This is a genomic window from Polaribacter sp. BM10 (assembly GCF_002005425.1).
Classification (GTDB): Bacteria; Bacteroidota; Bacteroidia; order Flavobacteriales; family Flavobacteriaceae; genus Polaribacter; species Polaribacter marinaquae.
In genome coordinates, this window is the sequence record NZ_CP019704.1 from 1,639,580 (window position 1) to 1,652,712 (window position 13,133).

11 protein-coding genes and 1 tRNA gene are annotated in these 13,133 nt (G+C 29.5%); 10 read left to right on the forward strand and 2 right to left on the reverse strand.

Translation table 11 applies throughout. The annotated features are described in order from the left end of the window. Nucleotides 1–41 precede the first annotated feature (41 nt). The 7 genes from BXQ17_RS07325 (at nucleotide 42) to BXQ17_RS07355 (ending at nucleotide 6,558) form a co-directional block, all read left to right on the forward strand. Nucleotides 42–485 (forward strand): thioesterase family protein, encoded by a 444-nt coding sequence (locus tag BXQ17_RS07325; RefSeq protein ID WP_077809987.1) that lies wholly within the window; start codon nucleotides 42–44, stop codon nucleotides 483–485. A gap of 257 nt (nucleotides 486–742) precedes the next feature. Beyond that, the gene (locus tag BXQ17_RS07330; protein ID WP_077809988.1) at nucleotides 743–1,993 is read left to right on the forward strand and encodes a tyrosine-type recombinase/integrase; all 1,251 of its coding nucleotides are present in this window, start codon (nucleotides 743–745) and stop codon (nucleotides 1,991–1,993) included. Between the two features lie 59 nt (nucleotides 1,994–2,052). Beyond that, a complete protein-coding gene (locus BXQ17_RS07335; RefSeq protein WP_149025879.1) occupies nucleotides 2,053–3,201 on the forward strand; it encodes a hypothetical protein in 1,149 nt (382 codons plus the stop codon). A 96-nt stretch (nucleotides 3,202–3,297) separates the two neighbouring features. Then, complete coding sequence (locus tag BXQ17_RS07340) at nucleotides 3,298–3,579, forward strand: helix-turn-helix domain-containing protein (protein ID WP_077809990.1); 282 nt, start codon at nucleotides 3,298–3,300, stop codon at nucleotides 3,577–3,579. Between the two features lie 8 nt (nucleotides 3,580–3,587). Next, entirely contained in the window at nucleotides 3,588–3,893 is a 306-nt protein-coding gene (locus BXQ17_RS07345; RefSeq protein ID WP_077809991.1) for a hypothetical protein, read from the forward strand. A 3-nt stretch (nucleotides 3,894–3,896) separates the two neighbouring features. Next, entirely contained in the window at nucleotides 3,897–5,480 is a 1,584-nt protein-coding gene (locus BXQ17_RS07350; protein ID WP_077809992.1) for a phage/plasmid primase, P4 family, read from the forward strand. Then, complete coding sequence (locus BXQ17_RS07355; protein ID WP_077809993.1) at nucleotides 5,467–6,558, forward strand: DUF6371 domain-containing protein; 1,092 nt, start codon at nucleotides 5,467–5,469, stop codon at nucleotides 6,556–6,558. Before BXQ17_RS07350 ends, BXQ17_RS07355 begins: the two co-directional genes overlap by 14 nt. A gap of 183 nt (nucleotides 6,559–6,741) precedes the next feature. On the opposite strand, the gene BXQ17_RS07360 is transcribed toward BXQ17_RS07355, so the two are convergent. Further along, the gene (locus BXQ17_RS07360; protein WP_077809994.1) at nucleotides 6,742–7,287 is read right to left on the reverse strand and encodes a hypothetical protein; all 546 of its coding nucleotides are present in this window, start codon (nucleotides 7,285–7,287) and stop codon (nucleotides 6,742–6,744) included. Nucleotides 7,288–7,541: 254 nt separating this feature from the next. Beyond that, nucleotides 7,542–7,623, reverse strand: a tRNA-Leu gene (locus tag BXQ17_RS07365). Between the two features lie 105 nt (nucleotides 7,624–7,728). Between BXQ17_RS07365 and BXQ17_RS07370 the strand changes: the two genes are divergently transcribed. From BXQ17_RS07370 to BXQ17_RS07380, 3 genes are read left to right on the forward strand one after another with little or no spacing between them, the layout of a single operon-like run. Continuing rightward, nucleotides 7,729–9,117 carry a dipeptidase gene (locus BXQ17_RS07370; RefSeq protein ID WP_077809995.1) on the forward strand — a complete coding sequence of 463 codons (1,389 nt, stop codon included), beginning with the start codon at nucleotides 7,729–7,731 and terminating at the stop codon, nucleotides 9,115–9,117. Between the two features lie 16 nt (nucleotides 9,118–9,133). After that, nucleotides 9,134–11,461, forward strand: coding sequence for a DPP IV N-terminal domain-containing protein (locus tag BXQ17_RS07375; protein ID WP_077809996.1), 2,328 nt, complete (start codon nucleotides 9,134–9,136; stop codon nucleotides 11,459–11,461). Nucleotides 11,462–11,464: 3 nt separating this feature from the next. Then, on the forward strand, nucleotides 11,465–13,102 hold the full coding sequence (locus BXQ17_RS07380; protein ID WP_077809997.1) for a M1 family metallopeptidase: 1,638 nt from the start codon (nucleotides 11,465–11,467) through the stop codon (nucleotides 13,100–13,102). The last annotated feature ends 31 nt before the right edge of the window (nucleotides 13,103–13,133 follow it).

Below are 13,133 nucleotides of genomic sequence, written 5' to 3' on the forward strand. Positions count from 1 at the left end.
TGATAAATTAAGTTTATCAGGTATTTTTATATTATAAACATATGAGTTTTAAAGTAACTTTTAACACAAAGTGGTCTGACTTTGACCCAAACAGACACATGAGACATACAGCATATAACGATTATGCTGCAGAAGTTAGAGTACGCTATTTTGCGAAATACAATTTTTCTATCGAAGAGTTTACAAAGCATAATTTAGGTCCGATATTATTTACAGAAGAAACCTCTTTTAGAAAAGAAATTCATTTAGGAGAAAACATTACAGTAAACCTTAAGTTACAAGGTTTGTCTGAAAACAACGAACGTTGGAAAATAGTACATGAAGTTTTTAATGAACAAGGTAAATTATCTGCGATTATAAAAGTATATGGCGCTTGGATAGATTTAACTAAGAGAAAACTTAGAACTCCGCCAGAAGAAACAAAAGAAATGTTCGAGCACGCAGAAAGAGCAGAAGATTATGAAGTAATTTCTTTATCTAGATAATTCCTAAAACAAAAAAAAAGCTGAAGTAAATTACTTCAGCTTTTTTTGTTTGTACAGGCGGAGAGAGTACAAATATCAAAAATTACTACAATTACAAAACGTCCTAAAAATTTAAAAAAACATTGATTACTCAAATAAACAAAGGATTTAGAAAGAGACTCCTTTTTTATTTAGTTTGATGTAATTTGATTTAATTTGCATTCTACCGTACAAATACCGTACAATAATTTATATTTGTATTATAAAACTGTAATACAATGGCATCAATAAATTTTTTGTATCGTTCAACCAAAGAAAAAGCTTACTTAAATTTAAGGCTACTTTATAGACACAATTCTAAAGATTATGTTTTCGGAGCAAAAACAAAAGTTGAGGTTTCAAAAATATATTGGAGCATACAACATAAAAAGAAATCTAAAGATATAGAGGTTACCAATCTACAAACCGAAATAAAAAACGAACTCAATAAAATTGAAAATCACGTTTTAAAGGCTTTCAATTCTGTAAACCCTGAAAACATAACAAAAGACTGGTTAACCTCACAAATAGATTATTATTACAACCCACCAACCAAAGACAAAGAAATTCCTAAAGACTTAATTAATTACATTGATTATTATATTAATTATCGAAAAAACGAAACCACAAAAAGCACCCTAAAGAAAATTAAAGTAGTCAAACAGTTATTAATACGTTTTCAAGCTTACAGAAAAGCAACTATATTAATAAAAGACATCAACGATAATTTTAAAAATGAGTTTGTCAATTACTGTAAAGGCGAATTATACGCACAAAACACCATACAAAGAGCTTTTATATTTATTAAAACCTTTTGTAAACACGCTCGTTTTTTAGGCATTGAAACGCATCAACAATTAGACGGTTTAAGAGTTGACAGGCAAAAAGTAGCAAAGATTTATCTAACACCTAAAGACCTCGTAAAAATTGAAAATATTAGCAAAGACAAATTAACTAATAGTTTAGAAAATACAAAAGACTGGTTAATTATTAGCGTTTATACTGGGCAAAGAATATCAGATTTTATGAGGTTTACCAAAGAGCAAATACGAGTTGAAGACGGTAAACATTTAATCGAATTTACTCAACAAAAAACTGGCAAAAATATGACAGTACCATTACACCCAAAAGTTTTAGAAGTACTCAACAAAAGAAACGGCTCGTTTCCTTACAAAATATCAGACCAAAAGTATAATGACTTTATAAAAGAGGTTTGCAAACTTGCAGAAATTAACGAACCCACCACAGGTAGTAAAATGGTAGAAACTGAAATAGGTAGCAAGGTTTTTAGAAAACAATCAGGAACGTATAAAAAATACGAATTGGTTACCTCGCATATTGGTAGACGTTCTTTTGCAACCAACTTTTACGGTAAAATACCAACCTCTTTATTAATAAATATTACTGGGCACAGTACTGAATCTATGTTTTTAAACTACATAGGCAAAAGCAATAAAGATTTGGCACTTGAAATAACTAAATATTTTTAAAAATATAAAGTTGTTTTTTTATGTACATTTGGTACATTTCGTACATAAAAATAAATGCTATGAGTAAATTAAACTATTTAAATATGATGTTATCAGGATATTATAAAAATCCTGAATTATTAAAAATTTATCTGATAAGACAACAACAAATAGCTGAAAGAGATAATTTTTTGAGTTTAGTTGAATTCTATGACAATTGTAATATTACACTTAATAATATCAAAGAACAGATTTTAAAACTCAATAACGAAAGACAAAAAGAACTTTATTGGATTTTATCTAAACAAAAAACAGAAAATAGAGATACTACAGAAATTCAAAAAGAAATTGATTTCTTAAAACCTGACAACTTTAAAATTCCTTTATTATCTATAACAAACCAACAATTTACAGGACATTTAAACTATTCAGATATTGAATTTATTGAAAACGTTATAAAGCAAATTATTATCTATGTAGATGAAAAAAAAGATTATACTTTACAATGCAATGAGGGAAACTATTTTTATTCAGGCTCAGAAAATAAACTTTATACAGGTAGAGATTTTTTTATAAAAATATACTTATCAAAAGGAAATCTAAAGTTCCCAATTAATTTCCCTGATTTAATACCTAAATATTATGATTTAGCACTTTCAGAATACCTAACAAGCGAAAAAAATAAAGCAAAGTCTTTTTTTAGTAAGAAATTAGTTATTCTGGAATTTATTAATTCTGAAATTGAAAAAATAAAAATTTTACAAAACGGTATTGAAGACTTCATTAATAAAAACAAAAACGGAACATTTAACCATAAAAAAGAACAGCTTAAATATTGCAAAAGATATTCAGCTTATTTGGTTGAAAAATTTAAAGAGGTAGATAAAATAGAACCTGAAAAACCTAAACAAAAAGAAGAAAACTCAAAAGAAGAGGTTAAAATAGAGTTGCATAATCATATTTTTAAGAACAATGCTTTTGAGGTCTGGCAATCAATGTTTGAAGAGTTTGAAATAAAAGAAAGCAGTAGAACAGATGTTAAATTTATGTTTGAAATTATGAAAGGTAAAAGCGAGGGCTTAATCTATGACACAGTTTCTCAACAAAAATTTTTAGAATGGATAACTGATACTTACGACGGTTTAATTGTTGATAAAACTTCAAATTACAACAAAACACCAGCTAGAATGAAAGCTTATTTAAGAGCTAAAAAAGTTTATAAAAAATAAGATACATAACGTACCCAAAAAGATACAAAGCATAGTCTTTTAAGATACAAATCCAAACCAATATTTGCAGTGTTATTAATCATAAACATTGTAAAAATGACAAACAGTATTTTATTAGAAAGCCTAAATATTCAAACTCTAAAAGAGTTAATCAAAGAAGGCGTAAAAAGTCAACTAAATGACTTTAAAGAAACTTTACAAACTCACAATCCTGATGAGTTACTAACAAGAGAGCAAACTTGTAAATTCTTACAAATTGATAGTTCAACCTTATGGGCTTGGACTAACAAAGGTAAAGTTATTGCTTATGGTATTGGAAACCGCAGATACTACAAAAAAGCGGAATTGTTAAACAGTTTACAACAACTTAAAAAATAAAAAAGGCTATGAGTAAAATTAATACACAAAGCCTTAATTATAATAGTTATAAGCAAGGTAAAGACAAGGATTTAAAAGACCAATTTAGTAAAGTCTATAAAGGTTTTTTTGAGCAACCTCAATCAATGAAAATGCTATCAGATAAATTAAATATTGATAGAGCAAATATTTGTTGGTTTTGTAGAGAGTTGAGACAAAACAATAAAATAGAAATTGCAAAAAAAGGAGTCTGTAAAATATCTAAAAGAGTAGTTAATTTTTACACGACCAATCCTGATTTGTTTTTTAAGTCTAATCAATTAAAAATGTTTTAGACTATGCAGAACAAAGAAAACTTAAATAAGCTTGTTAGAAATGATATTTCAATACTTTCAGACGGTTTGCAAACCATAGAAAAAACAGCAGACGACATTTTACAGGAATTATCTAACAATATTGGCAAAATAGATTTTCAACTATTGGCGTTTCCTGATGTAACAAAGTTAGAAAATGACATTGAAATATTAAAGCCTTTTGTGTTTAACAAAGACGGTTCTTACAATAAAGAAAACAAAGCTGAATTTGACAAATACAAGATTTTAAACAAGCGTTTACAGTCTTACAAACTCACTAAAAATCACTATTTAATTATTTGTATTGAACAACTTTTAAAGATTGCCAAAATTAACAACTGGGGTTTATGTAAAAAGAACGGTTTTATTTATCTGTACAATGGCAGTTATTGGAATGAAATCAACAAAGAAAGCTTTCAATCTTTTTTAGGTAATGTAGCCTTAAAAATGGGCGTTAATAAGTTTAAAGGCAAAATACATACGTTTAAAGATGAGTTATTTAAACAATTTATGGCAGATGCTTATTTACCAACGCCGAAAGCCAATAAAAGAAATGTATTAATCAATCTACAAAACGGAACGTATGAAATAACACCCACAAAAAGAGCGTTGAAACCATTTGACAAAAAAGATTTTTTAACGCATCAACTACCTTTTGAATTTGAGCCTGATGCAAATGCACCGATATTTAAAAAGTATTTAGATGAGGTTTTGCCTGATGCAGATAAACAAAAAGTTTTTGCAGAATATTGTGGCTATATTTTTATAAAGCCAAGTGTTTTAAAACTTGAAAAAATGCTTATTCTTTTTGGAACTGGTGCAAATGGCAAATCGGTTTTCTTTGAAATACTAAATGCACTTTTAGGAACTGAAAATTTTAGTAGTTATTCTTTACAAGATTTAACAAACGATAACGGATATTACAGGGCGAAAATAGGCAGTAAGTTAGTCAATTACGCATCAGAAATTAACGGTAAACTGGAAACTGATATTTTTAAACAAATGGCATCAGGCGAACCTTTAAGCGTTCGTTTACCTTATGGCGAACCTTTTATTTTAAATGATTACGCAAAACTAATATTTAACTGTAATGAATTACCAAAAGATGTTGAACATACAAATGCTTTTTTCAGACGTTTTTTAATCATTGGTTTTGATGTAACCATAGCAGAACACAAACAAGACAAGGAACTGGCAAACAAGATAATCAACAATGAATTATCAGGCGTTTTTAATTGGATATTGCAAGGACTTGACAGGGTTTTAAAGCAAAAGAAATTCAGCAAATGTAAAGCCGTTGAAATGGCTCGTAGTAATTACGAAAAACAAAGCGACAACGTTAAAATGTTTATTGAAGACTATGAGTATAACACCTCAACCAACTACACTACAATAAGTGAATTGTATCAACGATATAAAACCTACTGTATTGAAGACGGTTTTAGACCAGTTAACAAGTCTAATTTTATGAAACGTTTACGACATTTTAAAATAGTAGTTGAGCGTAAAAGCGTGGGAAACGTGGCTTATATCGTATCTAAAAAACATCAATTTAATGGCAACTTTTAGATATTTATTAGATAAAAGTAGTACAAAATTTATTTGCCCTAACTGTAATAAAAAGACGTTTGTTTATTACGTTGATACAGAACAGGGCAAATATTTGTCTACTGATTTTGGTAGATGTGATAGGGAGCAAAATTGCGGATATCACAAAGCACCACCAAAAGGAAAAAGAGCGTATTTAATTGATTTTCTCACGTTAAAAAAGATAAGTGATAAGGCTTTTAAATTGGTTGATAAAAACGGCTTTATTTCGATAGTACCAAGGTCGCAGATATTAGAGCAAAAAGAAAAAAAATGTTTTATAACGGAATGGTATTTAAAAAACTCAAATATTAATTATCAAAACAATGAAAGCAAATATTTTAATACTGATAATATTGAAATAATTAATGAAGTTAAGGCACTAAAAAAACCTCAACCATTTAAACCAAGTTTTCACAGCTTACAACTTCAGGACAAAATAATTAGAGAATATGAAAGTCAACAATTTAATGACAATTTAACAACGTATTTATTGAGCCAATTTACATTTGATGAGGTGCAAACAGCAACGCAAAACTATTATTTAATTGGTGCAAATTACTTTTGGAATAATGCAACCTTATTTTGGCAAATAGACCATAAACAGCAAATTCACGCTTGTAAGATTATGCTTTATAATAGTTATACTGGCAAAAGAATTAAAGAACCTCGTAATCATATTAACTGGTTGCATAATGCTATTAAAGAGCCAGATTTTAACCTCAATCAATGTTTGTTTGGTTTGCACCTAATTAATGAAGACTATCAAAAAGAAATTGCAATCGTTGAAAGTGAAAAAACGGCTATTATAATGAGTATTTTTTTACCTGAATTTATTTGGATTGCTACAGGGAGTAAATCAGGTTTTAAGTTTGATTTATTACAACCACTTAAAAAAAGAAAATGTATTGCATTTCCTGATAAGGGCGAATATAACAACTGGCACACTAAAGCAACTGATTTAAACAAACAAGGCTTTAAAATAGCAGTCAGTAATTTATTAGAAAAAATAGCTTTACAAAATGGCTCGGACTTAGCAGATTATTATTTAAACAGTTAATATTATTTTATATTCCACTATCTGTAATGTAAGTATATTTTTTGGAGTTCCCACGCGCGCGTATTGTTTTGATTATTCTAGCTTTTTTTAATAAACCTAACAATTACTAACAATTTTAAAAAAAATAATAACAAGTAACCTATTAAAGATGTATTAAATGCACAAGAAAAGCTTTAAGATAATTTACCAGTCTTCATTTTTACTTTTTTTTAAACTGAGCAAATTTAATAAGTCATTGTTCAAATTTGTTAAGACTCTACGCGCAGTTTTATTTTTCCTTATTTCAGGATAATTATCTCTTACACAAACATCTTCAATTCTATAACTGTTATTGATTCCAATGCCACCAAAATCAAATTCTATTGGTTTAAACTTCAAATCAGTAATTGTTATTCGATATTTGTTATTTTTTATATCAATTTTTATAAAGCAATTAAATTCAGTTTTGACTGCTATTGGCATTCCTCTCATATCTGATATTTTACTATAATTAGATATACCACTAAACGAAAAATTATTATACTCTAATTTATTAATAAAACTACTTGAAGATTTAAAATCTTTTAAGACATTAACAATTGAATCTTTCGAAACTTCAACTTCATAAACCTTTTGCCAAATAAGTGTTTTATCTCCTTGTAGTTTAAAGTTTTCGTGTTCATTTTTAGGGTTTTGAGAGAAACAATTAAGACAAGTAATAAAAAGCAATAAAACAGTAAAATTTTTCATAATATATTTTTTAATGCACGAAATGTAAGAAATGAAGCTTAAAAAACAATCTTTTTTTCAATAAAAAAAGTTTTATCTTTACTAAACTTAGAAAGCTTTCTATAGTTTTCTTTTTATAGCAATTCCCACCTCTCAACGATGTGGGTTTTTCTTATAAATAACAATTTATTTTACTGACAATACAAAAATCGTACAAAAAAAGAAATCAAAAAACCTCAACTTATTGAAAATCAATATGATGAGGTTTTTATTTGTACAGGCGGAGAGACTCGAACTCTCACACCTCGCGGCACTAGATCCTAAGTCTAGCGTGTCTACCAATTCCACCACGCCTGCAACTTTTCCCGTTATTTCGGGATGCAAATATAAACAATAGTTCCAAACTACAAACTTGTTCATAATAATTTTTCTATTTTTGAGTAAGAAATTAAAAAAAACTTCATGAATACAATTCAAACATACATACAAGACAACAAAAAAAGATTTTTAGACGAATTAATTAGTTTACTAAAAATTCCTTCGATAAGTGCAGACACCACCTATAAAAAAGACGTTTTAAACACTGCCGATTTTGTTTTAGAAAGCTTAAAAAAAGCAGGATGCGACAAAGTAGAACTTTGTGAAACACCAGGATATCCTATTATTTATGGTGAAAAAATTATAGACAAAAATTTACCAACTGTTTTAGTTTATGGACATTATGATGTTCAGCCAGCAGATCCTATCGAATTATGGACCTCACCTCCTTTTGAACCCGTGATAAAAAATACAGAAATTCATCCAGAAGGAGCCATTTTTGCAAGAGGTGCTTGTGATGATAAAGGCCAAATGTATATGCATATTAAAGCATTAGAGTACATGACATCAACAGGAAACTTGCCTTGTAACGTTAAGTTTATGATTGAAGGAGAAGAAGAAGTTGGTTCGGAAAGTTTAGCTTGGTTTGTACCCAGAAACAAAGAAAAATTAGCAAACGATGTTATTTTAATTTCTGATACCGGAATGATTGCAAACGATATTCCGTCAATCACAACAGGTTTGCGTGGTTTAAGTTATGTAGAAGTAGAAGTTACAGGCCCAAATAGAGATTTACATTCTGGTTTATATGGTGGCGCTGTAGCAAATCCTATTAATATTTTAACCAAAATGATTGCTTCTTTACATGATGAAAACAATCATATTACAATTCCTGGATTTTATGATAAAGTAGAAGATTTATCAGAAGCAGAAAGAGCAGAAATGGCTAAAGCTCCTTTTTCTTTAGATGATTATAAAAAGGCTTTAGATATAAATGATGTGTATGGAGAAAACGGATATTCTACAAACGAAAGAAATTCTATTAGACCAACTTTAGATGTAAACGGAATTTGGGGTGGTTACACCGGCGAAGGTGCAAAAACCGTAATTGCTAGTAAAGCTTATGCCAAAATCTCTATGCGTTTGGTGCCAAATCAAGATTGGAGAGAAATAACAGAATTATTTAAAAATCACTTTGAAAGTATTGCTCCAAAATCTGTTAAGGTAGAAGTTAAGCCTCATCATGGTGGGCAAGGTTATGTTACACCAATAGACAACATTGCATACCAAGCTGCTAGTAAAGCTTATGAAACTACATTTAATAAAACTCCAATACCGCAAAGAAGTGGTGGTAGTATACCAATTGTAGCTTTATTTGAGCAAGAATTAAAAAGCAAAACTATTTTAATGGGCTTTGGTTTAAACTCAGATGCAATACATTCTCCAGATGAACATTTTGGTATTTGGAATTATTTAAAAGGAATCGAAACAATACCTTATTTCTACAAATATTTTACAGAATTATCTAACTAACATAATTAAACTCAATATGAACTCTACCTTAACCAAATTTTTAGTTTGTAGTATTTTTACTGCATTACTATTTAATTGTTCTAAAACCGAAGAACAAAAACAATTTACTATTGCAGAGTACGAAGCTGCAGCAAAACACATGGACAGAAGTTTATACCGTCTTGTGCACAACCAAGTTTCTAACGTTTCTTTTGCAAATGGTAATAAGTTAATTTACTCAACAAATACTGAAGATGGTAAACGTTTTGTTTTAACAGATGCAACTTCTAAAACGAAAGCAACTGCATTCGACCATGAAAACTTAGCTTCTTTATTATCAAAAGAATTAGATAAAGAAGTTAAAGCAACTGCTTTACCAATTTATAATGTAACTATTTCAGAAGATTTAGAAAATATAAATTTCTCGACTTCTAATAAAAAATTCAGCTATAATATAGATGAAAAATATTTGACTGAAAAACAAGGGAACACCAAAAAATATAGCAGAAATGAGCATGTATCTCCAAACGGAAAATTAGCTGCTTACATAGACAATTATAACCTTTGGATTAGAGATTTAGAAACCAATAAAAAAACGCAAGTTACTTTTGATGGTGAAAAAGATTATGGTTATGCCACAAACAACGCAGGTTGGATTAAAAGTGATGGCGCTGTTTTAAAATGGTCTCCTAACTCAGATAAAATTGCAACTTTTCAGCAAGACGCAAGAGGCGTTGGTATGATGTATTTAACCTCTACAAATGTGGGGCATCCAAGATTAGAAGCATGGAAACATCCGTTACCTGGCGACGAAAAAATCTTTACGATAGAACGTGTAATCATCCATTTAAATAACAAACCCAAAACGGTTCGCCTAAAAATGGGTAAAGATTTTCAAAGAGGAACAACTACAGACCATATTGCCGGTAGAAATAACGAATTGTTAGATGCCCAATGGAACAAAGAAGGTACAAAATTTGCTTTTGTTTCTAGTTCTAGAGATCACAAAATTGCACATTTACAAATTGCAGATGCAAATACAGGTAAAGTAACTTCTATACATAAAGAAGAAGTAGATACTTATTACGAATCTGGTGTAAACGCAGAAAACTGGAAAGTTTTATTTGATTCAAATGAGTTTATTTGGTATTCAGAAAAAACAAATTGGGGACATATTTACTTATATGATTTAAAAACTAAAAAGCTAAAAAATCAAATTACAACAGGAAACTGGTTGGTGAAACAAGTTAAAAATATCGACGAAAAAAATAGAGTTATTTACTTTTCTGCAGGAGGTAAAGAAGAAGGCAATCCTTATCATAACTACTACTATAAGATTAATTTTGACGGATCTAATATGGTGAATCTTACTCCTTCTAAAGGAACTCACAATGTAAGTTTTAATAACGATTATAGTTTATTTGTCGACACTTATTCTACAACAACCTCTGCACCTATTTCTGTTTTGAGAGATAATTCCGGAGAAAAAATAATGGATTTAGAAACTGCTGATATTTCTAAATTAAAAGAAAGAAACTGGCAAGCACCCGTAGAATTTTCTGTAAAAGCTAGAGACGAGAACACAGATATTTACGGTATAATGTGTTTACCTAGCCATTACGACGAATCTAAGAAATATCCGGTTTTAAACTACATTTATCCTGGTCCACAATCTGGTTCTGTTGGTAATTATGGTTTTAGACCTGTCTGGAGAGATTTTCAGGCAGTTGCAGAATTAGGTTTTGTTGTTGTAGCTGTAGATGCAATGGGTACGCCAATGCGTTCTAAATCTTTTCATGATGCATATTATGGTAACATGGGCGATAATGGTTTACCAGATAATATTACTGCAATAAAACAATTGGCAAAAAAATATAAAGGAATGGATACTGAAAGAGTTGGAATTTGGGGACATTCTGGTGGTGGTTTTGCCTCTACAAGAGCAGTTTTTGCTTACCCAGAATTTTATGACGTTGCAGTTTCTGGAGCTGGTAATCATGATAACAGAAATTACGAGGCAGATTGGGGCGAAAAATGGCAAGGTCTTTTACAAAAAGGTAATATTGAAGGTAAAGCAGACGGAACAACAAATTACGATAATCAGGCAAATCAATTAATTGCAAAAGACTTAAAAGGTAAATTACTAATTACCCATGGTTCTATGGATAATAATGTACCGCCATCTAACACAATGTTAGTTGTAGAAGCTTTAATAAATGCAAACAAAGATTTTGATATGATTTTATACCCGAATAAAAGGCATGGTTATGGCAACATGACAAACTACATGACAAGAAAACGATGGGATTATTTTGTAACTCATTTATTAGATGCCAAACCAGCAAAAGGTTTTAAAATTAAATAATTTATGAAAAAATTACTTTTAATTCTTTTTCTTTCTGCCAGCTTTTTTTCTTGTAAAGCTCAAGGTTTAATGACCGAAAAAAACAACTTTACAAGGCAAGATACTTTAAGAGGAAGTATTACACCAGAGAGAATTTGGTGGGATTTAACGTATTACCATTTAGATGTAAAAGTAAATCCAGACAAAAAATTTATTTCTGGTAAAAACACCATAAAATATAAAGTTTTAAGTGTTCATAATACAATGCAAATAGATTTACAGGCTCCTTTAAAGATTACAAAGGTTACGCAAGATGAAAAAGAATTAGAAGTTATACATGATGGAAATGCTCACTTTGTAAAGCTTTTAAAAAAGCAAATTATTGGCAAAACGGATAGTATTATTGTACATTATAAAGGAAATCCTAAAGAAGCAATTAGGGCACCTTGGGATGGTGGATTTTCGTGGAGAAAAGATAAAAATGGTAATCATTTTGTAGCAACTTCTTGCCAAGGTTTAGGCGCAAGTGTTTGGTGGCCTTGTAAAGACCATATGTATGATGAAGTAGAAAACATGCGAATTAGTGTTACAGTACCAAGTCATTTAATGGATGTTTCTAACGGAAGGTTAGAAAGTGTAAAAAAACGTGGCGAATACACTACTTATAATTGGTACGTAGATAATCCTATAAATAATTATGGTGTTAATGTAAATATTGGAGATTACACACATTTTTCTGAAGTCTTTGATGGTGAAAAAGGAGATCTTGACATGGACTACTATGTTTTAAAATACAATTTAGAAAAAGCTAAAAAGCATTTTAAAGATGCCCCAAAAATGATGAAAGCCTTTGAACATTGGTTTGGTCCGTATCCTTTTTACGAAGATGGTTTTAAATTGGTAGAAGTACCTTATTTGGGTATGGAACATCAAAGTTCTGTTACATATGGCAATCAATACAAACAAGGTTACTTGGGTAGAGATTTATCTGGAACTGGTTGGGGTTTAAAGTTTGATTTTATTATAATTCATGAAGCCGGTCACGAATGGTTTGCAAACAACATTACCTATAAAGACATTGCAGATATGTGGATTCATGAAAGCTTTACAAATTACTCTGAAAGTTTATTTATAGATTATTATTACGGTAAAAAAGCAGCATCAGAATATGTAATTGGTTTAAGAAATTCTATCAGTAATAAAGCACCAATAATTGGCAAATACAATGTTAACAAAGAAGGTTCTGGAGACATGTATAATAAAGGTGGCAACATGTTACATACTTTAAGGCAATTAGTTAATAATGATGAAAAATGGCGCATTATTTTACGAAAAATGAATAAAGTATTTTACCATCAAACTGTAACTACAAATCAGATTGAAAATTTTTTAAGTAAAGAAATAGGAATCAATTTAGAAACTTTTTTTGATCAATATTTAAGAAATAAAAAAATACCGACGCTCACTTATAAAATTAAAAATAACACCCTAACTTATAGCTGGATTAATGTTGTAGATAATTTTAATATGCCCTTAAAAATTTATTTAAATGATAAAGAAAAATGGATTTATCCTTCTACAAAAAAACAAGAAATCATTTTAAAAGATAAAGAAACTGATTTTAAAATTGATTCAAATTTTTATATTTCTGTTAAAAAATAAGATAAAGAAAAAGCCGCAATATGCGGCTTTT

Coding starts and splice junctions, on each gene's coding strand:
- BXQ17_RS07325 (WP_077809987.1), top strand. CDS start 42: ATGAGTTTTAAAGTAACTTTTAACACAAAGTGGTCTGACTTTGACCCA.
- BXQ17_RS07330 (WP_077809988.1), top strand. CDS start 743: ATGGCATCAATAAATTTTTTGTATCGTTCAACCAAAGAAAAAGCTTAC.
- BXQ17_RS07335 (WP_149025879.1), top strand. CDS start 2,053: ATGAGTAAATTAAACTATTTAAATATGATGTTATCAGGATATTATAAA.
- BXQ17_RS07340 (WP_077809990.1), top strand. CDS start 3,298: ATGACAAACAGTATTTTATTAGAAAGCCTAAATATTCAAACTCTAAAA.
- BXQ17_RS07345 (WP_077809991.1), top strand. CDS start 3,588: ATGAGTAAAATTAATACACAAAGCCTTAATTATAATAGTTATAAGCAA.
- BXQ17_RS07350 (WP_077809992.1), top strand. CDS start 3,897: ATGCAGAACAAAGAAAACTTAAATAAGCTTGTTAGAAATGATATTTCA.
- BXQ17_RS07355 (WP_077809993.1), top strand. CDS start 5,467: ATGGCAACTTTTAGATATTTATTAGATAAAAGTAGTACAAAATTTATT.
- BXQ17_RS07360 (WP_077809994.1), bottom strand. CDS start 7,287: ATGAAAAATTTTACTGTTTTATTGCTTTTTATTACTTGTCTTAATTGT.
- BXQ17_RS07370 (WP_077809995.1), top strand. CDS start 7,729: ATGAATACAATTCAAACATACATACAAGACAACAAAAAAAGATTTTTA.
- BXQ17_RS07375 (WP_077809996.1), top strand. CDS start 9,134: ATGAACTCTACCTTAACCAAATTTTTAGTTTGTAGTATTTTTACTGCA.
- BXQ17_RS07380 (WP_077809997.1), top strand. CDS start 11,465: ATGAAAAAATTACTTTTAATTCTTTTTCTTTCTGCCAGCTTTTTTTCT.